At 36.3% G+C, this 22,641-nt stretch carries 17 protein-coding genes and 5 tRNA genes; 15 read left to right on the top strand and 7 right to left on the bottom strand.

Going from position 1 to position 22,641, the window contains the following annotated elements:
- Positions 1 to 30 precede the first annotated feature (30 nt).
- From BBI01_RS15165 to BBI01_RS15155, 3 genes are all read right to left on the bottom strand, one after another.
- Complete coding sequence (locus BBI01_RS15165) at positions 31 to 909, bottom strand: DMT family transporter (RefSeq protein ID WP_065395497.1); 879 nt, start codon at positions 907 to 909, stop codon at positions 31 to 33.
- Complete coding sequence (aat, locus tag BBI01_RS15160) at positions 896 to 1,549, bottom strand: leucyl/phenylalanyl-tRNA--protein transferase (protein ID WP_065395496.1); 654 nt, start codon at positions 1,547 to 1,549, stop codon at positions 896 to 898. The genes BBI01_RS15165 and aat overlap by 14 nt, the downstream gene beginning before the upstream one ends.
- 61 nt (positions 1,550 to 1,610) lie before the next feature.
- A complete protein-coding gene (locus BBI01_RS15155; RefSeq protein WP_065395975.1) occupies positions 1,611 to 1,988 on the bottom strand; it encodes a DUF3127 domain-containing protein in 378 nt (125 codons plus the stop codon).
- A 179-nt stretch (positions 1,989 to 2,167) separates the two neighbouring features.
- Here BBI01_RS15155 and BBI01_RS15150 point away from each other — a divergent pair.
- From BBI01_RS15150 to BBI01_RS15130, 5 genes are all read left to right on the top strand, one after another.
- Positions 2,168 to 2,249 (top strand) — tRNA-Leu (locus BBI01_RS15150).
- A 4-nt stretch (positions 2,250 to 2,253) separates the two neighbouring features.
- A tRNA-Gly gene (locus BBI01_RS15145) sits at positions 2,254 to 2,329 on the top strand.
- A 6-nt stretch (positions 2,330 to 2,335) separates the two neighbouring features.
- Positions 2,336 to 2,419: transfer RNA gene (locus BBI01_RS15140), tRNA-Leu, on the top strand.
- Positions 2,420 to 2,542: 123 nt separating this feature from the next.
- A tRNA-Leu gene (locus tag BBI01_RS15135) sits at positions 2,543 to 2,624 on the top strand.
- Positions 2,625 to 2,692: 68 nt separating this feature from the next.
- Positions 2,693 to 2,776: transfer RNA gene (locus BBI01_RS15130), tRNA-Leu, on the top strand.
- A gap of 92 nt (positions 2,777 to 2,868) precedes the next feature.
- On the opposite strand, the gene BBI01_RS15125 is transcribed toward BBI01_RS15130, so the two are convergent.
- Entirely contained in the window at positions 2,869 to 3,855 is a 987-nt protein-coding gene (locus BBI01_RS15125; RefSeq protein ID WP_065395495.1) for a helix-turn-helix domain-containing protein, read from the bottom strand.
- Positions 3,856 to 3,953: 98 nt separating this feature from the next.
- Between BBI01_RS15125 and BBI01_RS15120 the strand changes: the two genes are divergently transcribed.
- Together BBI01_RS15120 and BBI01_RS15115 are read left to right on the top strand one after the other, a co-directional pair.
- Positions 3,954 to 6,338, top strand: coding sequence for a TonB-dependent receptor (locus BBI01_RS15120; RefSeq protein ID WP_065395494.1), 2,385 nt, complete (start codon positions 3,954 to 3,956; stop codon positions 6,336 to 6,338).
- Positions 6,339 to 7,508, top strand: a complete 1,170-nt coding sequence (locus BBI01_RS15115) for a PepSY-associated TM helix domain-containing protein (protein ID WP_065395493.1) — start codon at positions 6,339 to 6,341, stop codon at positions 7,506 to 7,508.
- Between the two features lies 1 nt (position 7,509).
- On the opposite strand, the gene BBI01_RS15110 is transcribed toward BBI01_RS15115, so the two are convergent.
- Complete coding sequence (locus BBI01_RS15110; protein WP_065395492.1) at positions 7,510 to 8,124, bottom strand: helix-turn-helix domain-containing protein; 615 nt, start codon at positions 8,122 to 8,124, stop codon at positions 7,510 to 7,512.
- Between the two features lie 126 nt (positions 8,125 to 8,250).
- Between BBI01_RS15110 and BBI01_RS15105 the strand changes: the two genes are divergently transcribed.
- The 8 genes from BBI01_RS15105 (at position 8,251) to BBI01_RS15070 (ending at position 19,574) form a co-directional block, all read left to right on the top strand.
- Positions 8,251 to 8,646 carry a YbjN domain-containing protein gene (locus BBI01_RS15105; protein WP_065395491.1) on the top strand — a complete coding sequence of 132 codons (396 nt, stop codon included), beginning with the start codon at positions 8,251 to 8,253 and terminating at the stop codon, positions 8,644 to 8,646.
- A 19-nt stretch (positions 8,647 to 8,665) separates the two neighbouring features.
- Positions 8,666 to 9,367 carry a PspA/IM30 family protein gene (locus tag BBI01_RS15100; RefSeq protein WP_065395490.1) on the top strand — a complete coding sequence of 234 codons (702 nt, stop codon included), beginning with the start codon at positions 8,666 to 8,668 and terminating at the stop codon, positions 9,365 to 9,367.
- Between the two features lie 2 nt (positions 9,368 to 9,369).
- Entirely contained in the window at positions 9,370 to 10,026 is a 657-nt protein-coding gene (locus BBI01_RS15095) for a hypothetical protein (protein WP_065395489.1), read from the top strand.
- A gap of 120 nt (positions 10,027 to 10,146) precedes the next feature.
- Positions 10,147 to 12,168 carry a flotillin family protein gene (locus tag BBI01_RS15090; RefSeq protein WP_065395488.1) on the top strand — a complete coding sequence of 674 codons (2,022 nt, stop codon included), beginning with the start codon at positions 10,147 to 10,149 and terminating at the stop codon, positions 12,166 to 12,168.
- A 132-nt stretch (positions 12,169 to 12,300) separates the two neighbouring features.
- Positions 12,301 to 17,103: a DNA repair ATPase gene (locus tag BBI01_RS15085; protein ID WP_065395487.1), complete on the top strand. Its 4,803-nt coding sequence runs from the start codon at positions 12,301 to 12,303 to the stop codon at positions 17,101 to 17,103.
- A 149-nt stretch (positions 17,104 to 17,252) separates the two neighbouring features.
- Positions 17,253 to 17,618: a hypothetical protein gene (locus BBI01_RS15080; RefSeq protein ID WP_065395486.1), complete on the top strand. Its 366-nt coding sequence runs from the start codon at positions 17,253 to 17,255 to the stop codon at positions 17,616 to 17,618.
- A 43-nt stretch (positions 17,619 to 17,661) separates the two neighbouring features.
- On the top strand, positions 17,662 to 19,077 hold the full coding sequence (locus BBI01_RS15075; RefSeq protein ID WP_065395485.1) for an aminotransferase-like domain-containing protein: 1,416 nt from the start codon (positions 17,662 to 17,664) through the stop codon (positions 19,075 to 19,077).
- Between the two features lie 11 nt (positions 19,078 to 19,088).
- Positions 19,089 to 19,574 (top strand): GNAT family N-acetyltransferase, encoded by a 486-nt coding sequence (locus BBI01_RS15070; RefSeq protein WP_065395484.1) that lies wholly within the window; start codon positions 19,089 to 19,091, stop codon positions 19,572 to 19,574.
- A 74-nt stretch (positions 19,575 to 19,648) separates the two neighbouring features.
- On the opposite strand, the gene BBI01_RS15065 is transcribed toward BBI01_RS15070, so the two are convergent.
- Both BBI01_RS15065 and BBI01_RS15060 read right to left on the bottom strand, forming a co-directional pair.
- A complete protein-coding gene (locus tag BBI01_RS15065; RefSeq protein WP_065395483.1) occupies positions 19,649 to 21,502 on the bottom strand; it encodes an alkaline phosphatase family protein in 1,854 nt (617 codons plus the stop codon).
- Between the two features lie 467 nt (positions 21,503 to 21,969).
- Positions 21,970 to 22,638, bottom strand: a complete 669-nt coding sequence (locus BBI01_RS15060; protein ID WP_065395482.1) for an HAD-IA family hydrolase — start codon at positions 22,636 to 22,638, stop codon at positions 21,970 to 21,972.
- Positions 22,639 to 22,641 lie beyond the last annotated feature (3 nt).

The following is a 22,641-nucleotide window of genomic DNA, read 5'->3' as shown; positions in this document are numbered from 1 at the left end:
GTCAAATATAAATTAATTTATAATGTAAACTTATTTTTTTTGATTTGTTCGTAAAAATATTAACCCGGCAATAATAACTCCGGCACCAATGAATTGAATATAAGTGAGTTTTTCACCATCAATGATTCCCCAGATAATAGCAACAATGGGCATCACTAAAGTTACTGTTGAAGCAAAAAGAGGGGAGGAAACCTTCAGTAATCTATAATTCATCATCATGGCTAGCCCGGTTCCGAAAATAGATAAAATACTCACAAACATTAACCCAAGAAGATTATCTTTTGAAAAGCTGAATTCAGAGAAAAAACCAGTACTCGTTAATGCAATAAGCGATGGGAAGAATAAAACAAATGAGAAAATAAAAGCAGATAAAACAGTAGAAGAAACCTCCATAAGTTTTGATTTTACTGTTGTGGTACTCAGGGCATAACATAAAGTAGCAAGTAAAAGCAATAATATGGGAATCAATTTAAATGTCCCGCTGTCGCCACCTCCAAAAGCAAGAATACAAACCCCGGTAAAACTTACCAATGTTCCTATGATCTGTTTCTTCGTGGTTTCAAATTTCCACACTAATGCTCCAACGATAATGACAAAAATCGGCATCATTGAGTTGATAATTCCGGCAATACTACTACTTACTTCCGTTTCTGCAATCGGAAATAGAAACATCGGAATGAAATTTCCGGTAAAAGCAGCTAAAATGAGCCACTTTAAATGTTTTTTAGGAAAAAGCTTATAGTTTGAAATAGCAATAGGTAATAAAATAATTCCTGCTATAAGCACTCTTAATGAACCCACCTGAAACGGATTAAAATGTTCCAGTGATTTTTTGATCAAAATAAAAGAAGATCCCCAAATAATACTCAGGATAATCAAAAGAAGCCATTTTTCTCTATCTGCGTTCATTGTTTTCGTGTAGGATTTTTAAAAACTCTTTTTTAGGAATCATCTTAGCTCCTAAACTTTCCAAGTGTTCTGTATGAGATTGACAATCAATTAACTCTAATTTATTTTTATTGCTTTCCACAAAATGAATAAATCCGGCTTTCGAAGCATTGCTTACTTTGGCAAACATACTTTCACCACAGAAAACATTTCCGATCTGTAAACCATAAAAACCACCTACAAGCTCTCCTTCTTGCCAAACTTCAATACTTTTTGCTAAGCCATATTCATGAAGCTGAATGAAAGAATCCATCAGTTCATCAGAAAGCCAGGTCCCGGATTGCCCTTTTCGGTGAGACTGCTGACAGTTTTTGATAACCCCTCTGAAATCTCTGTTCTCTGAAAAAGTAAAAACATTTCTGTTTAAAATCTTTCTCATTGATTTTGATACTTTTATTTCCTCAGGAAGCAAAACAAATCTGGGGTCTGGGCACCACCATAATATCTCCTCTCCCGGATTGTACCAAGGGAAAATACCCAGTTGATAAGCAAACCAAATCCTTTCTATAGACAGATCTCCACCAAAGGCAATAAGCCCATCGTGACCATCATATACTTCCGGATCGGGAAATGAAATCTCGTTTTCGTCTAATCGGACCATTTTTTAGAAAAAAAATCCTACTTAAGAAAGCAGGATTTATATTTGATCTTTTATTCTTTAATTAAAAAGGTAAATCATCGTCGTCATCTCCGGCAAACGGATTCTCATTAGAAACAGGAGAAGCTGACTGCTGAGGCATAGCCTGAGTAGGTTCTGAACCATTGTCAAAAACTTTCTCTACTCTCCATCCTGTAATAGAGTTGAAATATTTAGTTTCGCCTTGTGGAGAAACCCATTCTCTACCTCTGATGTTGATTCCTATCTTTACGTTTTCTCCTTCTTTAAGATTATCTAATAAACTAATCTTATCAGACAAAAACTCTATGTTTATCGGCTGTGGATACTGTTCCTGGGTTAAAATAACCAATTCTCTTTTTTGAAATCCACTTGCAAATGTTTGAGTTTCAAAAAGTTTCTTTACCGTTCCTTGTAATTCCATATCGTAATTATTAACGTTGTAAAAGTAAGAAAATGAAATGTAATAATAGGTGCCACAGAAAAAAAATCTGGAAATTTTAATTTTTTTCGAGAAAAAGTTTGGAGGTAAAGGAAATTGTCCTATATTTGCACTCACAAAAACGAAGCAAGCTCTTTAAAACTTACAATACAAAAAAACCAGCGGATGTGGTGTAATTGGTAGCCACGCCAGACTTAGGATCTGGTGCCGTGAGGCGTGGGGGTTCGAGTCCCTTCATCCGCACTATGCGAAAATAGCTCAGCTGGTAGAGCACAACCTTGCCAAGGTTGGGGTCGCGGGTTCGAATCCCGTTTTTCGCTCCACACCATGCCCTGGTGGTGGAACTGGTAGACACGCAGGACTTAAAATCCTGTGTCCGCAAGGACGTACGGGTTCAAGTCCCGTCTGGGGTACAAAGCCCTCTGTATTTCGTTACGGAGGGTTTTTTGTTTTTATAGAGAGAGTTCATTAAATAAAGATTCTTATATTTGTAAAAGAATTATCGACAAAATCTGCGAAAGCAGAATAATATATCAGCGGATGTGGTGTAATTGGTAGCCACGCCAGACTTAGGATCTGGTGCCGCGAGGCGTGGGGGTTCGAGTCCCTTCATCCGCACAATACGAAAATAGCTCAGCTGATAGAGCCTAAGATTTTATATAAATCTATTTTCGTATCCACACCATGCCCTGGTGGTGGAACTGGTAGACACGCAGGACTTAAAATCCTGTGTCCGCAAGGACGTACGGGTTCAAGTCCCGTCTGGGGTACAAGACCCTCTGTATTTTGAATACGGAGGGTTTTTTGTTTTAAAAACAACTATTTCAAAATTAGTTTTTAAATTAAGATAATTGTATCCAGCTTAATTCTTTCTGTAATAACTAGGTCCCATTCCCATTTCGTTTTTAAAAGCAACACTAAAAGAAGATGGTGATGCATATCCCAAATGATAAGCAATCTCTTTGATAGAGAAATCAGAATTTTTAATCAGATAAAGAGCCTCTTTCATCCTGAGTTTTGATGCGTAATGAAATACACCGTCTCCAAATAATTCTTTAAAGCCATTTTTCAGCTTAAACTCATTGATGCCAAATTTTAGGGAAAGCTGTTCAATAGTGTAGAATGATTTCAGGTTGTCTTCTATAAATTTTTTTACTTCCATCAATTGATGAACCTCGTAAGTGGTGATGGACAGCTTGTTTTTGGTCGCAGTTTCGCTTTGTATGTTTTTTGTGAATTCAAAAATGAGAAGTAATAGATTAAGAATCTTGCTTTTAACGAAATAGTCTCTGTAGAAGCCTTCCAGAGTACACTTTTTAATTTCCAGTAAAATACCCATCATCTGAGGAGTTATCGGGAGCCCTTCCGGAAATAAACTTGCAGGTTGGTTCTGGTCTATTTTATAAATAAAATCCTGTAACGAACGGTTGTTGTCTGCTAATTGGTGAAAATAATCCTTTGAAACATAAATGTCCAGATTTTTATAGCATATTTTTTTTTGAAAATAGATCTCTATATCCGCATTTTCAGGAGTAAAATAAATATAATGATGAAAGAGTTTGTATTCTCCGGGTTTACCATCAATCGAATCTCTGATAACATCAGCTCCATCAAGAAAAAAAGCCAGTTCAATATAGTCTGAAGCTTCTGTTTTGAAGCCCATAGTATAATCTTCAGCGTAGTAAGATTGGTATTCTTTCACTAAAAATTCATCACCTTCATACAATGTTAATGTCTCGAATTTTCCCAGTTCATTGGAGAACGTTTCAGGTACGCCATTAGGGTGATTTTCTCCAAAAAAATCTAAAATCTGTTTTGTTATTGTATGTTCCGGTACGGTCTCTCCCAAAATCTAAAGTATTTATCCCAAGCTCAAAAGTTTTTCCTATTGGCAACCGCTAATTTTGCCAGCGTAAATTTAATTAAACTAATTCTAAATAACAATGTATGAATAAAAACAGATTTCTTTTTCCTGTTTTGCTTTTTCCGACTATTATGTGGGCGCAAAGTACTTCACAGATTACTGGGAAAGTCGTAAACTCTCAAAAAGAGCCCCTGTCTGAGGTGAAGGTTATTCTGAATAACGGAGAGGCGGAAGTTTATACTGATGATAATGGGTTTTATCAGTTTAAAGGTGTCCCTGCAGGAAATTATATTCTAAAAGTTGATGATCCTGATATCAAAAAGACTTATTCTTTTACATTGAAAGAAAATGACAGCATTGCTTACGATTTCGTACAAATTAGCAATACTTATCAGATTGTAGCGGTAAATGTAACTGCAAACAGGAAAACAATACCTTCATCTACTTTGAGATTGGGTGAGAATCTTTTAGTAACACCTCAAAATATTCAGGTAATAGATCAGCGTCTGTTGAGTGATCAGCAGATTCTTACAACAGCTGAGGGATTAAGCCGAAATGTGAGTGGTGTTCGTACCATTACCCACCAGGAAGAAGGAAGCGTTGGAATTGCAGTACGGGGGTTTTCTGCTTCTAATTTAAGAAATGGGATGGATGTAAGTGGTAGTTTCGGTCCTCTTCGTGAAGATATGTCTTTTGTAGATCGGGTGGAGTTTGTAAAAGGTCCTGCTGGATTTATGATGGGAAATACACAGCCGGGAGGTTTTTATAATATCGTAACGAAAAAGCCTGTAGGCAGAGAGAAAGGAAATGTTCAGCTTACTTTGGGAAGCTTTAACCTATATCGTGCTACGGCAGATGTTGAGAAAAAGCTAAGTAAAGACGGAAAATTCTGGGGAAGACTGAATCTTATGGGAACAAAATCAGGATCTTTTCAGCAATATGTAGAGCATGAGCAATATGTCATTAACCCGTCTTTCAAGTATGTGGCATCAGAAAATACCAATGTAACCCTTGAATATATCCTTTCACAAAATAATTTTCAGGGCGGCTTTGCCAAATATGTTTATGGTATTGACGGTTTTAAAGAGTTAAAAAGATCTTTTACTTTTTCAGATCCTATTATAGATCCTACCCGTTCATGGGAGCATAATGTTTATGGAACTATTAATCATAATTTTAATGATAATTGGTTGATAACCGGTCAGTTTGGATACATTCGTTCTCAGATGCAGGGAGAATCACTGTATGCAAAGTATAATTCTATTACACTCGCTGACAATCCTGTAACGGGAAGAAAAAGAGGTGATGTAGATCGTGGAATTAGTATTAATGATGCTTTAAATACCTCAATGATTGGGCAGGTATTCACAAGAGGTAAATTCTCTACCGGGAATATCAATCATAATATTCTTGCCGGAATAGATATGGGTAAGAAGTCGTATGTTGCAGACTGGAGCGTTCTTCCGCAGAATATTGGTCCAGTATTTAATATCTATAATCCTGTGTATGGTCATCTGAGAAAATCTGATATTCCTGAATATGACCGTTCCAAATCACTCAGAGAACGTGGAGCAAATTACCTTACCGATTATTCTTATACATCATTCCATTTACAGGATGAAGCCCGTTTTCTTGAAGACAAATTAAGAGTAGCAGCTGGATTTCGCTATACTTCTACTTCAAAAACAAGTGCTGCGGACAAAGGTGCAGAAATTAAAAATACAGCGGTGACTCCAAGAGTAAGTATCACAGGGCTTTTAACGCCAACTTTCACGGTTTATGGGCTGTATGATGAAACTTTTCAGGAGCAGACCGGAAAACTTATCAATGGTAGTTCTGCGGACCCTTCTTTCGGAAAAAATACAGAAGTTGGTGTAAAGAAAACTTGGTTTAATGGACAGTTGATGACGAACCTTACCTTTTATCATCTTACTAAAACAAATATGCTGACTTCTGCCGGTATTGATTTTCCGGGGCTTTTTGAGCAGTCTGGGAAAAGTGTATCCAAAGGAATTGAGTTTGATTTAAACGGAAATATCAGCAAAAACTGGAGCATTCTTTTTAACTATGCCTATACTGATGCTAAGGTAACAGAAGATAATGATCCTAAAAAAATAGGCGGAATGCTATATGGAACAGCAAAGCATATCAGCAACGCATGGATTAAATATACTATTGCTAAAGGTGATCTTGAAGGTCTGGGATTCTCTTTCGGGTATGAATATCAGGCGAAAAGAGCAGCTTGGCCTGTGGTTTTAGATCATCCGTATCTGCCTGATGATTATTTTACTTTAGACGTGGGAGTTTCTTATAAGAGAGATAATTATCAGCTTTCTTTCCTTGTCAATAACCTTACGGATCGTTACAATTACGTCGGTTTTTATCCTGGAGCATGGGCATATACTCATTATGGATGGAGAGCAACGAATCCTGTCAATTTCCGACTGAATCTTTCTTATAGTTTTTAAATGAATAACATAAAACCTAAATCTAAAAAGAAAAATAACAGAAGTTTATTCTATAGAATCTCAGCCTGGCTACATTTGTGGCTGGGTCTTGTTTCGGGTATTATTGTTGTTATAATTTGTATTACAGGAATTACCTGGTCTTTTAGAGATGAGATCAAAGATTGGCTAAATCCTGAACTTAGAGTAGAATCTATTCCGGGAAAAGAAATGCTTAATCCGGTTATCCTTTATGAAAAGGCTAAGGATCTTTATCCGGATCAGGAAGTTTCTTTTGTCTGGAGACCTACGGGCAAAGCTTCAATGATAGGTTTTGGAAAAAGAAATTCAGGTTTTGTTCTGCATCTTGACCCTTATACCGGTGAAGTACTTCGTAAACCTACTTTTAAAGAAGAATTTGATTTTTTTGACTGGACCTTAAAAGGGCATCGTTTCTTATGGCTTCCTTCTGAAATTGGGCGTCCTATCATCAATTATTCTACATTTATATTTTTCATTACTCTACTCACCGGATTAGTCCTTTGGTGGCCTAAAAAATGGACCAAAGCCATGCGTAAACAAAGTTTTTCTGTAAAGTGGGATGCTAAAATAAAACGTCTGAATTATGATCTGCACAATGTTTTTGGCTTTTATAGCATGATCATTCTTTTGGTGATAGCAATGACGGGAATGTATTACGGTTTGCCTTGGTTCAATAAGTTTCTGTATTTTACAACTTCACTTGGAAAATCACCTAAAACAGAACGCCAGGAAGTGAAGAACATCACCTCGTATCAGCCGGAAAAACTATCAGAATCAATGCTTATGGCATGGGAAGATGCCATTGATAAGGTAGATGCAAAAGGATACTACTTGTCTGTTCCAAAAGACTCTACAGAAACAATAAGTTTATTTTTATATCCTTCCCATCGACAGTTTTATAATCTGCGGGGATTTAATTATGATCGAAATACGGGAGTGAGATTATCTGTAAATTCTGCTCATGCAAATTCATTTGAACAGGCTGATTTTGCTACCAAAGTTCAAAAATTGAATTATGACCTTCATGTAGGGTCTGCATTGGGAGGGATTTGGGGAAGAGTCCTTTACTTTTTTATTACAATTATCGGAGGCTCGCTTCCTATCACAGGTTTTTTAGTATGGTGGTTTAAGAAAAAGAAGAAAGGTGTATAAATTACCTGTTTTCTGTTTTATTTTCCAATCTTTCCAGCCTTTCAAAAATATCAGTAAAAATGTTTTTCTCTGATGTGGAAACATTCCCTACAATTTTATAAAGATTCTCGTTGTCAGTAGTTGCGGCATACTTTAAAGCTTCATTAGTGTGCACTAATAAATGATGGCGGGGATCTTTTTTAAGGTCAGCTTTATTCAGGAATAAAATATCACCATATTGATAAGGAGAAAGCAATGGTTTTTCTAAAGTAAACTCATAGACTAAATCTACAGATGCTAATATTTTTTGCAGGATGGAGCTGTTTTGAGAATCAGATTCCTTTAAAGCGGCTTTTTCGTTCCTTTCACTGATTGCCAGTTCTGGAAAAAGCATCAGTTGGTCTATATCTGAGACACTTACCAATTGATTTACCTGCAATGTTTCAGTTAATAATTTATCAATATTAAGGTTAAAATGGTTAGCAACCTTTAATATTGTCTCTATTTTTGGTTCTGCACGTCCTTCTTCATAAGAACTGATTACTCCTCTGTTTAAGTCAAATAAATCGGCAAAAGCCTTTTGGCTCAATCCTTTAACCTGTCTTATTTTCTTAATATTAGTTCCAAAGAAGCTCATTGTTTGTCTAATCTTTTTTGCAAAGATAGAGAATCTCAAATAAATATTTGCTAATAATATTTGCATTTTGAAAAAAATATGCTATATTTGTGTAGTAACGAAATAGAAAACACTAAACCAGGAATCATGAAAAATCAAATATTTAGAACAGTCAAAGAGTGGTTGTTAGATTATGAGTTTAATATTACCCTGGAAGACGAAGCGCAAAGAATCTTAATCATAGAAAAAGAATCCAATGGGATAAAAAATATGATCCTTATTATATCAGATTCTATTCTGATCATGGAACAGTTTCTTTTTGAAATTAAAAACCCTTCCGAGCAAACCTTTAGAAAACTTCTCCAAAAAAACAGAGATATTGTACATGGAGCTTTTGTTTTAGACAGCACAGGAAAACGCGTCATCTTCAGGGATACCCTTCCTACAGATCATATGGCACAAAATGAAGTAATGGCTTCTATCAATTCGTTGGGGATTCTGGTAGGAGAATTTACCAATGAGATGCTTGAAATGAGTAAGTAATTCACAAAAGATATTTAAAATGAACATTTTTAAAAGACTATTGACAATAGGAAAAGCAGAAATTCATTCTGTGATTGAAAATTTTGAAGACCCTATAAATATGACAGAAGAGGGAATTCGTGATATGAAAGAACAGCTTGGGAAAAGCATAGAAGCACTCGCACAGCTGAAAGCTTTGGCAATCCGTAAAAAGAACGAAGCTGAAAAAGAAGAGCAAACCGCCAGTGATTATTACAACAAAGCAATTGTAATTATTCAGAAAGCTGAAAAAGGAGAAGTAGAAACCTCAGAAGCAGACCGCCTTGCCAAAGAAGCTTTAAAAAAACAGGCATCTTATCAGGAAAACGCAGACAAGCTACAGGAAGAACATCAAAAACTTCATTTCGACTGTGAAAAGATGCAGGCAACGATCAATCATCTGAAATCAAGTATTGCTAAATGGGAAAATGAATTGAAAACCCTTAAAGCAAGAGTTCAGGTAAGTGAAGCAACAAAAGATATCAACCAGAAAATGACTCAGATGGATACCGGAAGTACGGTAAGTATGCTTGAAAAGCTGAAAGACAGAGTAGTGCAGCAGGAAACACTTGCAGAGGCATATTCTGATATTTCGAAATCAGGAAAAACAATTGATGAGGAAATAGATGCTATTGTAAACAACAACGATAGGGAAGCTGAAGAAGCTTTAAACAGATTAAAAGAAACACTTAAAAAAGGCTAAATATGACCTTTCAGGAATTTTTAAACATAGCATTTTCGCCGGTAAACACCATATTGAGTGTTTTACTGGGGTTGTCAGTTGTGTATTGGTTATTTACCATCATTACCGGACTGGATATTGATGTAGGAATACATTCCGATCTTGATGTAGGTACAGATACCCATGTTCCGGACGGTCATATTCATGCTCCTGATCACGACGCTTCTGCTTGGATGCACTTCCTGAAGTTTCTTAATCTCGACATTGTTCCGATAACGTATTTTCTTACTTTGTCATTGCTAATCACGTGGTTGGGGTCATTTTATCTGAATTATTTCGTTCCGATGCCAACATGGCTTGGTTTATTAATCCTGTTTCCATTAATGATTATAGGAATGCTGCTTACTAAATTCATTTTGAAACCTTTAAATCCCTTTTTTAAGGAAATCAATCATAAAGGAGAAGCATCTTATGCATTTCTTGGAAGAGAAGGAAGATTAAAATCAACTATTCAGGATGATAAGATAGGAATGATGGAAGTATTTATCGGAAGTGACCCTATGACTCTGATGGTGAGAAGTCAGGATGGAGTAAAACTGGAACACGGAACCTACGTAATGATTGTAGACGAAGACCCGGAAAAACGCCTTTATTATGTTCAGAAATCGATGAGATATTAAAAAACTAATAACCATGTTCAATCTATTTTTAATTATGCTGAACTATATTTTAGAGATTCTTTCTCATTATTTTTAAAATAAAAAAACACATTTATATATAAACTATAAACTTATAAAACTATGAACTTACCTTTAATTGCTGGAATTATTATTGTTGCAGTGGCATCAATCGGATTGATTTTCTGGATTTTATCGATGTATAAAAAAACCGTACAGGGAATCGTTATTTTAAGAACAGGTTATGGAGGTACAAAAGTCTTCTTTAACGCAGGTATCGTAATTCCAATTATCCATCGTATGGAATCTATGGATATTTCTGTAAAAAAACTGGAAATCTCAAGAGAAGGAAAAGCCGGATTGATCTGTAAAGACAATATGAGAGCTGATATTCAGGTGGCATTCTTTATCCGTGTCAATAAATCAGTAGACGATATTGTGAATGTCGGACAGACGATTGGATGTCAGAGAGCTTCCGATGCGCAGACTTTAAGAGAGCTTTTCGAAGCAAAATTTTCAGAAGCATTAAAAACTGTAGGAAAGAAGTTCGACTTTACAGAACTATATGAAGCCAGAAGTGAATTCCGCCAGGAAATCCTTGATATCATCGGTACAGACCTTAATGGTTATGTTTTGGATGACTGTGCCATCGATTATCTTGAGCAGACTTCCATCGATAAGTTAGATAAAGATAATATCCTTGATTCTGAGGGAATTAAAAAGATTACAGAACTTACAGCTACTCAAAACATTAAAGCAAACCAAGTACGTCGTGATGAAGAAAAAACAATTACGAAGCAAAACGTAGAAGCGAGAGAAGCAATTCTTGAGCTTGAAAAACAACTGGCAGAGAAAGAGGAATCTCAGAAAAGAGAAGTAGCAAATATCAAGGCTCGCGAAAATGCTGAAATATTAAAAGTAGAAGAAGAAGAACGTCTTAGATATGAAACGGTACGTATTGCAACAGAAGAAAAACTACAGATTGCAGAAGAAAATAAACTTCGCCAGGTAGTTATTGCTGCTAAAAATAAAGAACGTGCAGATCTAGTAGAAACAGAAAGAGTGATGAAAGACAAGGCTTTAGAAGCTACAGAGAGAGAAAGAATTGTTTCCCTTGCACAGATCGAAAAAGACAAAGCAATAGAACTTGAGAAGAAAAGTATTCAAGATGCCATCCGTGAGCGATTGACTATGGAGAAAACCGTTGTAGAAGAGCAACAGGGAATTAAAGATCTTGAAGCATTCAAAACAGCAGAAAGAAACAAGCAGGTAGAAATTACCGTAGCGACTCAGGAAGCTGAGAAAAAGTTAATTGAAGAAACTAGAGCAGCAGAAGCTCGTAAGCTGGCGGCAGAAAAAGATGCTCAGAAATACGTAATCGAGGCACAGGCGAAGAGAGATGCAGCAGAAAAAGAAGCAGAAGCACGCAAGATTATTGCAGATGCTAAAGCAAAAGAAGAAGCAACGGTAGGGTTATCTGAAGCTCAGGTGCTGCATGCGAAAGCAGATGCCGCAGAAAGACAAGGTATTGTAGAAGCTATAGTTATCGAGAAAAAAGCAGATGCCGTGAAGAAAGAAGGAATTGCACAGGCAGAAGTGATCAAAGAAAAAGCATTGGCAGAAGCAGCAGGTATTACCGAAAAAGCAGAAGCAATGAAGAAACTGAATGAAGCAGGAAAAGATCACGAAGAATTCCGTCTGAGGCTGAATAAAGAAAAAGAAGTGGAATTAGCTGAAATCGCAATCCAGAAAGATATTGCAGACGCACAGTCATTAGTATTGGCAGAAGCATTCAAAACTGCAAAAATAGACATTGTTGGAGGTGATAATACATTCTTTGATAATGTGATCCGCCAGGTGTCTGCAGGAAAAGGACTGGATAAATTTGTCAGCCACAGTGAAAATGCCCAAATGGTAAGAGAAAACCTGTTAGGAGATGGTGAAAATATCATTGCTAAAGTAATGGGAATGGTAGATAAATACAATATTTCTTCAGACGATATCAAAAACATGAGCATTGCTTCCCTGATCTTTAAACTGAACGGAGTAGCAAACCAGCAGGAAAGAGGTATTCTGGAAAGAGCCCTTGACATGGCAAAACATATGGGGGTAGACAATAAACCAGTGAACGGTAACCATATATAATATTTGATATTAACAACCTTTACCAACCTTATAGGTTTCAAAAACCTATAAGGTTTAGATGAAAATAAAGTATCATAAGTTCTACACAAAGACCTGCCATAAAAAGCAGTCAGGACAACTTAACCCAATACTATGTCAGAACAACTTAATTCCGGAACCTACGAAATTATTCAGAACCGTCTGAACGAGCAGAAGAATGATCTTATCCAAAGACTTCATCAGCTTAATGATGAGCGCAAAAATATCTTCGGCGGAATAGATTTCTCACTGATTGCCAATGAGAGAATTTCCACGGAGCATAGCTGTATTGCCAAGGATATTTATTCTTTGGGTAATCATTTGATATTCGGTTCCAATGCTCATTTAGGATTACAGACAGAAATTAATATTTCGGATGTTTTCTCAATATATACCATCAATAATGACAGATTTGAACCTCAGGATTATGCCCTGATCAATGATGAAATTTTTATTGATGAATTTAAAAATTTATACAAATATTACAGAAATACATTCTTCGCCAGATTTACCTTTACGGAGAATTATCTCTATATGGTTTTCCAACTTTCGGAAAGTACCACGGATATTAAAGCATTTAAATGGTTGATTAAAGAAAATCAGCTTATTTATGTAGACTCAAGAAGTGCTTCAGAAACAGCATATCCGCAACAGCATGGCTTTGCATGGATCAAGGCAACAAGAGATATGCAGCGATCAGGAAAACATCCGCATATTTCACTTGCTGATAAGGTTTTTGTAGAAAGTATCGGAGGTGATATTACCATTAAAGTTGAAGATAATACAGATACAGGAAAAGGTATTTATTCCGAAGATGTTATCCATAAAGATCAGAATCTGGACGATGCTGAAATTCATTTCTGTGATCTGGATAACCTTGTATTGTTTAAAATAAAACCTTACCAGGAAACAGAGCGCTATTTTATTTACAATCATAAAGAAAAGACTGTTTCAAGGGCGGATGCGCTTAAATATTCAGGTCTTTTACTTCCTGAAAATCAAGGAGTATTATTTTCCAATGGATATGCGCTGCAAACAGGGGGATTAAAAGTTATTTCTCAGGATCAAAACAGACTCTATTATCTGAAAACGGTTCTGGAACCCAATGGAGAAAACTTTCTGTACGTTTTTTATGATGATAAAACGAACAACTACCAGCTGATTTCCTATAATATCATCACCCAAACGATTGAAACACCGATCCGTTGCAGTGGATTCACGTTCTTAAGTGACGGAAGACTGATCTATCTGAGAGAAAGTATTGAAACCACAAAAAATCACCTTGCTCAGATCTGGCAGAGTCCGTTTTCCAAAGAATTGTTACCTAATGCTGAAAAAGCAGACAGTCTATTGTACAAGATCGGGAATAAGGACATCGTAAGAGTAATGGCAGAAAGCCAGGAATTGATTACCCTTTTAAATAAAAAAGACTCTTATAGCGGACTTTATAACGACATTGTAAAGCTCTCCACCTTTATTCTGGATACTTACTACTTCCTGGGAGAAGAAGAAGTTCAGAAACTGGATCAACCGCTGAAAGAAATCAGGGGAATAGCCCATTCTGCCATTAATGAATACGAAAAAGTAGTTGAGCAAAGGAAAAATACAGAAGAAGCGTTAGAAAAAATAAAACAATCCTGCGACAGGATCCTTGACGATACCAAAAGACTTCACTACTCACAACTTACGGAATACATTGATGCACTTTCCCAGATAAGAGCGTTAAGAGGAGAAGTAACAGGAGCAAGAGAACTGAAATATGCAGACTCCAGCCTTTTGGATTCTCTTGAAAAAGCCCTTTCAGAAAGATATAACGAACTTTCTAATGCCTGTGTTGAATTTTTACTGCAGGAAGGAGCCTTATTGCCTTATGAAGAAAAAGCTCAGAAAATTTCAGAGGATATTGTATCATTACAAAAAGCAATTGATGCTAAAACCATCGATGAGAATATAAATACCTTATCCGGACAATTGGAGCTTCTTGTAGATATTGTCAATAATCTGAAGATTGAAGATACTTCTCAGTCTACCCAGATCATTGAAAACATATCATTGATCTTTGCCCGATTGAATCAGGAAAGGCTTGAACTCAGCAAAAGAAAAAGAGAAATTTCAGGAAAAGAACTCGCTTCAGATTTCCAGGCTCAGATTACTTTATTTGATCAGTCGGTGATTAATTTTCTGGAACTTTCACAAACTCCTGAGAAATGTGATGAATATCTGACCAAACTTTCTATCCACCTGGAAGAAATGGAAACAAAATTCATTGATTTTGACGAATTTATCCAGCAGATAGGAACCAAAAGAGAAGAAGTTTACGGACATTTCCAAAACAAAAGAGTACAGCTTACAGAATCAAGAAACAAAAGAACTCAAAGTCTCTTTGATGCAGCACAAAGAATTCTGAAATCTGTTCAGACCAAAGCCGAATCTTTTGATGCTGAAAATGAAATCAATGGTTACTTTGCTTCCGATCTGATGGTGGAAAAGGTGAGAGATTTTGCTAGACAACTTGCTGATTTGGAGGATTCTGCAAAATCCGAAGAAATTCAAACCCTTTTAAAGACATGTCAGCAGGAATCAGTAAGAAAACTTAAAGATAAAAAAGAAATCTATGTAGATGGTGAAAGCGTTATAGCGCTTGGTGATTATAAATTTGCAGTCAATCAGCAGAAACTTGATCTTACACTGGTTCTGAAAAATGCACAATATTACTATCACCTTACCGGAACAAGCTTTTATGAACCTTTAAATTTCAATACAGCTGATGAATTCAAAGAAGTTTGGAATCAGGAATTCATTTCAGAAAATACAAAGGTTAAAAGATTTGAATACTTAGCCTGGAACGTATTTTCAAACCATAAAGAAATTGCCACTGAGGAACAAAATGAACTGGTTGTTCAGCAATTTACGGCAGATCATTTCGGAGAAGGATTGGTAAAAGGAATTCATGATAAAGATGCTCAGATCATCGTTGGTAAACTTCAGCAAATGTATAATGAACTGGGACTGATGAGGTTTACAACTCAGGAAAGAGCATTAGCTCAGCTTTTCTGGTTCTTGTTAGATTCCGGGAGAAAAGAATATTATACCAAGCAGTTTGAAGCTACAGCTATCATTTCCCAGTCTTTCCCAGTAAAACAAGGATTTGAATACCTAAGCAGGGAACTTGCTGAAGAGATGAGATCTTTTGCATCTATAAATAATATCTTTACAGAAACAGACTGTATCAATGCTGCCATATATTTGAAACAGGAGGATAAAGAAAACTTTTTGATCTCTGAAAAAGGAGGAGCCTTATACAGTTTATTTTTAAAAGAGCTTAAAGAAAAAGGTAAAGATCTTGAATTTATAAATCAGTTACAGGCTATGTATCAGTATCCTTCAGCATGTTATTATATTGCGGAGGGTGCGTTAAAGGCTTTTGATGCAAACGCTGAGAATGATATTATCCAGGAAGTAATCGCATTCATCATTACTCAAAAGTTTGATCCGAAAAATATCAGACATGTTTCCTATGAAATCGCCATAAAAGAACTGAAATCACTTGAAAAAGATACAGAATACGATCTTAATTACTTTGAGTTTGTATCCCGACTGAGTCATTTTAATACGGTTACCGTTCCAAAATACAAGCGACTTCAGGAATTGAAATACAATTGGGTAGACGAGAAGAAAAAATCACTTAAACTAGATACTTTTCAACCTCAGATATTAAGCTCATTCGTAAGAAACAAGCTAATCAATGATGTCTATTTTCCTTTAATAGGAGCCAACCTTGCCAAACAGTTGGGAACAGTGGGTTCAGATAAGAGAACAGACAGAATGGGAATGCTTCTTCTGGTATCACCTCCAGGGTACGGAAAAACAACTCTGATGGAATATATGGCAGAACGCATGGGACTCGTATTTATGAAGATCAACGGACCTTCTCTGGGGTATGATATTGTTTCTACAGACCCGCATGAAGCTAAAAATGCAGGAGCAAGACAGGAGCTTGAAAAACTGAACCTTGCCTTGGAAATGGGAGATAATGTGATGCTTTACCTTGATGATATTCAGCATTGTAACCCAGAATTCTTACAGAAATTCATTTCCCTTGCTGATGGACAGAGAAAGATTGAAGGAATTTATAATGAAGAAAGTAAAACCTATGACCTTCGTTCAAAAAGATTCTGCCTGGTAATGGCTGGAAATCCATACACGGAAAGCGGTGAGAAATTCAAAATTCCGGATATGCTTGCCAATCGTTCAGATACGTATAACCTTGGAGAAATATCAGGATCAAAAACAGACCTTTTTGATCTGAGTCTTATCGAAAACGCTCTGATGTCCAATGAATATCTGACCAGACTGACTCAACCGGGAATGGAAAACCTCTACGAATTGTATGATTGTGTAGTAACCGATAATCCTGCAGATAACCTGAAAGGAAACTTCAGTTCCAATGAAATATCAGACTTCAGATCTGTTTTGAAAAATACAATTATGGTCAGAAATATGATTCTAAAAGTCAATAAAGAATATATCGCTTCTGCTGCAATGTCTGATGATTACAGAAATGAACCACCATTCAAACTTCAGGGATCTTATCGTAATATGAATAAGCTTATTACACAGATTCAGCCTATTTTAAAGGAAAATGAAGTTGTACAGATTGTTTTGGATCATTATCAGAACGAATCTCAAACATTGACAACAGGTGCTGAAGCCAATATGCTGAAGCTAAAAGAACTGATTGAAACAATCTCAATAGAAGAAACCGAACGTTGGGATGAAATCAAGAAGACTTTTGTCAAGAATAAAACACTCAAAGGATTGGGTGAAAATGATAGAATGTCTCAGATTGTAGCATTACTTGCCCAGTTCGGAGACGGATTGGAAGGGATAAAAGAAGCTTTGAGAAAAGTAGAGTAACGCTGCTGATCATATTAAAAATAAAACGATTGTTTCTTTGAAGCAGTCGTTTCTTTCATTACAAAAATCTGTACCCGTAATATTCTGTACTTCTGTATCTGTATCCAAGCTTAGAGACTCCATAATTTTGTTTTGTTAAGCAGAATACTATGGAAACCAACATTCAACATCAGGAACAGCTTCAGTATGCAGAAGTCTATATTTCAGATATGTCAGCACTCAAAAATATATTTTTACAGACAAAGAATGTCAAAAAGGTTAATTTGGAGTTTGGAGTTCCTTTCCTTTTAGTAAAAAAGAAAAATGAAGTGTCAGGATTTGCAAGCCTTATTATTCAGGAAAGAGATAAGATTGCTTTTAAAATTTACGAAAAGCCTGGAATGTCTGAAGTAGAAAAGAAAAATTTTATGTCTCGGGTGGAAAGTTATTTTAAAAAAAATACATCTCCCAATTTCCGAAATTCTGAGCAGCTGAAAAGTAGTGTTCAAAAGATGGTTAATTGGCTTAATCAATAATAAACCAGGGATAAAATTGTACTTTTACTTAAAACAGTGATCCATGTCGAAAGATGTACTTTACCTTAAAATAGCCAATGCTGTCACGGAGCAGATCAAAAGTGAAACATTACAATTTGGAGACAGGCTGCCTTCTCTAAGGAGTGCACAAAAGCTGTATAATGTGAGCTTAAATACTGTAAAGCAAGCGTATATGGAGCTTGAGAGCCGCTCGCTTGTAGAATCACGTCCTAAATACGGGTACTATGTAAGCCAGACCTCTCAACGAAAGCTTGCCTTACCTTCCGTGGCAAAAATGAAGGTTTCGGAAGGAGAAAATACCCCTGAAGACCTCATAGGTAAAGTGTTTGGAACCATTGCAGGAACAGATGTTACTCAATTTGCATTGGGAATTCCCGGAAAAAGCCTTCTTCCCGTTGCTCAGATGAAGAAGTGCATGATTAATGTAATAAAAGCCAAACATGACAGCGGAACCAATTATGAACCTGTACAGGGAAGTGAAAAACTCCGTCGTGAAATAGCCAAATGGTCTATAGTAATGGAAGGAAAAATTACAGAAGATGATCTGGTGATTACTTCTGGTGCTATGAACGGAGTCTACAATTGCCTTATGGCTGTCACTAAACCTGGTGACTGTGTAGCGGTAGAAAGTCCTGTTTACTTCGGAATTCTTCAGGCGATTCAATTATTAGGATTAAAAGCGGTAGAAATCCCGACACATCCAATTACGGGAGTTGATCTGGATGCTTTGAAAAAAGTACTTCCCAAGCTTTCCGCATGTTGTTTTGTTGTGAATTATAACAATCCGTTGGGCTTTCAGATGCCGGATGAGAATAAAAAAGAACTCGTAAAAATGCTTACTGAACATAATGTTCCTTTGGTGGAAGATGACGTTTATGGAAACATTTATTTTGGAGCAGGAAGACCAAAACCTTGTAAGTTCTATGATGAAGCAGGAATCGTGATGTGGGTAGGCTCAGTATCCAAGACTTTAGCTCCTGGTTATCGTGTGGGTTGGGTAGCTCCAGGGAAATTTAAAGAGAAAATTATCAGGCAAAAGTTGGTGCAGACCGTTTCCAGCCCGTCTTTATTTTCAGATGTAATTGCAGATTTCCTTGAACATGGGCGTTATGATCATCATTTGAGAATGTTCAGAAAGAAACTTTACGCCAATTATCTTCAGATTCAGAAGTCGGTGACAGAGTATTTCCCTGATAACACTAAAATTTCAGAACCTAAAGGAGGATTTATGCTTTGGCTGGAACTTGATAAAAGAATATGTACCGAAGATTTATATGACGAAGCTGTCAGCCAGAAAGTAAACTTTGCGCCGGGAAGAATGTTTTCACAATACAATCAGTATCAAAACTGTATGCGATTAAACTATGCCTTAGAATGGACAGACCGTGTAGAAAGCGATCTCGAGAAACTAGGGAAAATGATAAAAAACAGAATATAAAATCTAAAGCGATGAGTGATATTAATAATGAAGTAAAAATTATAGCCTACGAACCACAATATAAAGAAGCTTTCAAGACTTTAAACGAAGAATGGATCAAAACGTTCTTTGTGATGGAAGCCAGTGATTATAAACTATTGGATAATCCCGAAGAGCACATTTTGAATAAAGGGGGTCATATTGCCTTTGCATTATTGAATGGTGAGCCCGTAGGAACATGTGCATTAGTAAAAGCTAATGAAGATCCTCTTGCCTTTGAATTGTCAAAAATGGCTGTAAGCCCTAAAGCACAAGGAAAGAAAATAGGATACCTGCTCGGTAATGCTCTTATTGAAAAAGCCAGAGAATTGAAGGCAGAGAAAGTATTTCTGGAAACGAATTCTATATTAGTTCCTGCGATAAAGTTATATGAAAAACTAGGATTTAAACACACTCCGATTACCAATCCGGGTTATGACCGTGTAGATGTACAAATGGAGCTGGATCTTACCTCTTAATAAAAAAAATATTGGAACTCGGATGATCATATCCTTGTTCCAATATCAAATTTAAATCTAATTGTTTTACTGTTTTATTTCTTTATAAAAGCCTTTGTCTGAGACTTTTTACTTCCGTTCAGCTTAATAAAATACATTCCAGCCGGAAGATTTTCAATATTGATCTTCTCTTCATATTGACCATTGGATGATCTTAAATTTTTTGAAAAGACAAATGATCCTTTACTATCTATAATTTCAGCCTTTATCTCTTTATCTCCTGATTGAAAACTGAAACCAATCTGTGTGGAAGCAGGATTGGGATATACCTTAAAATCTTCATTAATTGTTTTCATCTCTTTGGTTGCCAATACGCCATTTGAACAAACCGGAATTCTGTTGACACCATCAATACCCCATGAAGACTGTACGGGAATACAAAGCCAGTTCAATACAGTCGGGAAATGATCTGTTTCTCTTGTCGTTGAGCTATAATCATAGATTTTGAAGATACTTGATGTGTTTGCAGTATAGGTTGGAGAACCTGTAATATTCATATGATTCGCATTAGGGCTTGAATCAGATAAAGTATTTCCAGCCGTTTCATTGCATTTCCAGTTTGCCAATAACTGAGAATAATATGGGTGTGAAGCGGTAATGTCTTGGTTTGCCCAGTTGACAATAACATTATTTGGAAGAGCTGATTTCCAGATTCTGACATCTTTATAAGAAGCAGCAAGCGTAACGTTATAGGTATTCGTTCCATCCTGATTCAATGTTAAAGGCAGTACAGAGTCAATATTTCCGATGGTATTCATTTTTGCAAAAGTAACCGGAACTCCGTCCTCATATAAAGTTACAAGACCGTCTCTGTCAAAGCTTGCCGCAATATGCTTCCACTTGTTTGTTTCCAGCTTTCCGCCTACAAGATCAATTCGGTTGGTGCCATCTGCAATATTCATTTTAAAGGTTTGTCCTGAGTATCCTGAGAATATAATTCCTTTATTTTTTCCGTTCGCCCAGTTTTTATTTCCTATAAATACAGGATCGCTTGAATATGCGGCATTTGGTTTTACCCAAAATTCTATCGTAAAATCCTGACTTGCTCCAAAATTGAAAGAGTTTTGGTTCACAGGCTTTGCAAAAGCTGTTGCAGGAAGACTCAATTGGTTAAATGTTTTATTGGATTCAAGAACCGTTTTACTGATCTGCTGTAGAGTAAACCCTGGATTGGAATAGATTGTAAAAATATTTCGTTCAGAAAGATTTCCACCACCATGAGAACTGTCTACAGCTCCATGATCGGTTGTTAAGACTACCATCCAATCCTCATTATTGTAAGTGGCTCTGTTTTTCATGGCATTCACGATTTCGCCAATATAAGTATCCGCAGTCTGAATAGAAGAAACATATTGAGGAACCGCTGACGAAAATCCATACGAATGTCCTGCATGATCCACATCATCAAAATCTACAAACAGAATATCCGGATTATCATTCTGTAAAGCGTTTACAGCTGCATTTTTCACGGCAAGATCGGTTGAAAGATTGGTTTTTACATCCGCATTCTGTATAATTTTATCATTCACCGGAGCCCAGTGAGCTAGAGAAATCGTTCTCAGATTAGGATTATAGCTTTCTGCTCTAGTTAAAAAATCAGGATAATTAACATAATTCGGATTGGTAAAATTATTGTCCTGAACATTGTGTTTGGTATGCCATACACCTGTAAGCATGGTGCTCCAGCCATTTCCGCTCCAGGTGGTAGCAGCACATAATCCGTCAAGAGAATAGATAGATTGGTTGATGAGGTTTTGAATATTAGGGGTATTCGTAGACATCATCACATCTGCACGACAACCGTCGATTCCAATAAAAAGTACTTTTTTGGTCTGAGCTCCAAGGAAACAGCTCATTACAACAGCCATTGAGAATAGTTTTGTTTTCATGGGATAAAGGGTTTTAAAGGTAAAAGTTTACAAATAGTAATTTATTTTTTAACTATTGTAAAATTAATTTACTATTTGTAAACATATGTAAACTGAAAATTAATTAATTGATAATTAAAAAGTGCTTTGAGAATGAAGTGTTAGAAACATGATTAGTTTCGTAACTATAATAATATTAATGTTTTAATTAATTTTGAAAACAGTCTGTGTTACAGTGCCACTAGGGATTGCTGAAAATTTAAAAGTTAACTAATATTAAAAAAATGACATTTTTGATTCTGAGATTCTTCATTACGTTTCACTCCATTCAGAATGACAGTGAGCAAAGTTTTCAACGAAGGCAAAGATCCAGTCGAGAGAGTGATAATTGGGAGGCAAATCGAAGATTTGACGGGGTGGTTAGGGGGGGTAAAAAAAGACACAAATGCCAAGTAAAAACATTTGTGTCAAAGTATAAAAGCAAGTATTTAAAGAATATTTTCAGCCTCAGAAATAGTATTAAGAATATAATCAGGTTCAGCTTTTTCCAGTTCTGATCTGTTTTGGGCACCTGAAAGTACGGCAATCGTCAATCCGCAGCCTGCATTTTTGCCCTCTTCAATATCAATTACAGAATCTCCAGCTTTTAAAACTAATTCAGGATTATTGATGTTGAATTTTTTCATGGCTAAAAGAATCATTTCCGGGCTTGGTCTGCTCTCTGAAACATCATCCGCGGTAATCAATGCATCAAAATGTATATTTTCCTTCCATTGCAGCTTATCCAAAAGTTGTTGGGCAATTTCAGAAGTATACCCGGTATTAAGCACCACTTTTTTATCCTGAGCCTTCATTTTAAGAAGAAAATCTTCAGTTCCGTTTATTGGTTTTACCTCAAGATTCTGATATGCATCTTTTAATTTGACAGAAAATTTTTCAAAAATAGGCAGAGCATCTTCTTCATTTCCACCAATTTCCTTTAATAAACTGGTAATTGCCTCCAGCTTTTCCATCCCGGCACAAGTGATAAGAACCTGTTCAAGACCGACCTGATAGCCATGTTCATTCACTGCTTCGGTTACCGTTTTATACACCACATTATCTTCATCCACTGTAGTTCCAGCCATATCCAGAACCAATAATTCTATATTTTTCATTTG

The organism is Chryseobacterium artocarpi, assembly GCF_001684975.1.
Lineage (GTDB): Bacteria > Bacteroidota > Bacteroidia > Flavobacteriales > Weeksellaceae > Chryseobacterium > Chryseobacterium artocarpi.
This window is presented reverse-complemented; position numbering and strand designations above follow the sequence as displayed.

What these genes read in the sequence shown, in the direction of transcription:
- BBI01_RS15165 (WP_065395497.1), bottom strand. Translation starts at nt 909, where the DNA reads ATGAACGCAGATAGAGAAAAATGGCTTCTTTTGATTATCCTGAGTATT.
- BBI01_RS15110 (WP_065395492.1), bottom strand. Translation starts at nt 8,124, where the DNA reads ATGAGCTTCTTTGGAACTAATATTAAGAAAATAAGACAGGTTAAAGGA.
- BBI01_RS15080 (WP_065395486.1), top strand. Translation starts at nt 17,253, where the DNA reads ATGGAAACCAACATTCAACATCAGGAACAGCTTCAGTATGCAGAAGTC.
- BBI01_RS15120 (WP_065395494.1), top strand. Translation starts at nt 3,954, where the DNA reads ATGAATAAAAACAGATTTCTTTTTCCTGTTTTGCTTTTTCCGACTATT.
- BBI01_RS15090 (WP_065395488.1), top strand. Translation starts at nt 10,147, where the DNA reads ATGAACTTACCTTTAATTGCTGGAATTATTATTGTTGCAGTGGCATCA.
- BBI01_RS15075 (WP_065395485.1), top strand. Translation starts at nt 17,662, where the DNA reads ATGTCGAAAGATGTACTTTACCTTAAAATAGCCAATGCTGTCACGGAG.
- BBI01_RS15085 (WP_065395487.1), top strand. Translation starts at nt 12,301, where the DNA reads ATGTCAGAACAACTTAATTCCGGAACCTACGAAATTATTCAGAACCGT.
- BBI01_RS15060 (WP_065395482.1), bottom strand. Translation starts at nt 22,638, where the DNA reads ATGAAAAATATAGAATTATTGGTTCTGGATATGGCTGGAACTACAGTG.
- BBI01_RS15065 (WP_065395483.1), bottom strand. Translation starts at nt 21,502, where the DNA reads ATGAAAACAAAACTATTCTCAATGGCTGTTGTAATGAGCTGTTTCCTT.
- BBI01_RS15155 (WP_065395975.1), bottom strand. Translation starts at nt 1,988, where the DNA reads ATGGAATTACAAGGAACGGTAAAGAAACTTTTTGAAACTCAAACATTT.
- aat (WP_065395496.1), bottom strand. Translation starts at nt 1,549, where the DNA reads ATGGTCCGATTAGACGAAAACGAGATTTCATTTCCCGATCCGGAAGTA.
- BBI01_RS15095 (WP_065395489.1), top strand. Translation starts at nt 9,370, where the DNA reads ATGACCTTTCAGGAATTTTTAAACATAGCATTTTCGCCGGTAAACACC.
- BBI01_RS15115 (WP_065395493.1), top strand. Translation starts at nt 6,339, where the DNA reads ATGAATAACATAAAACCTAAATCTAAAAAGAAAAATAACAGAAGTTTA.
- BBI01_RS15100 (WP_065395490.1), top strand. Translation starts at nt 8,666, where the DNA reads ATGAACATTTTTAAAAGACTATTGACAATAGGAAAAGCAGAAATTCAT.
- BBI01_RS15105 (WP_065395491.1), top strand. Translation starts at nt 8,251, where the DNA reads ATGAAAAATCAAATATTTAGAACAGTCAAAGAGTGGTTGTTAGATTAT.
- BBI01_RS15070 (WP_065395484.1), top strand. Translation starts at nt 19,089, where the DNA reads ATGAGTGATATTAATAATGAAGTAAAAATTATAGCCTACGAACCACAA.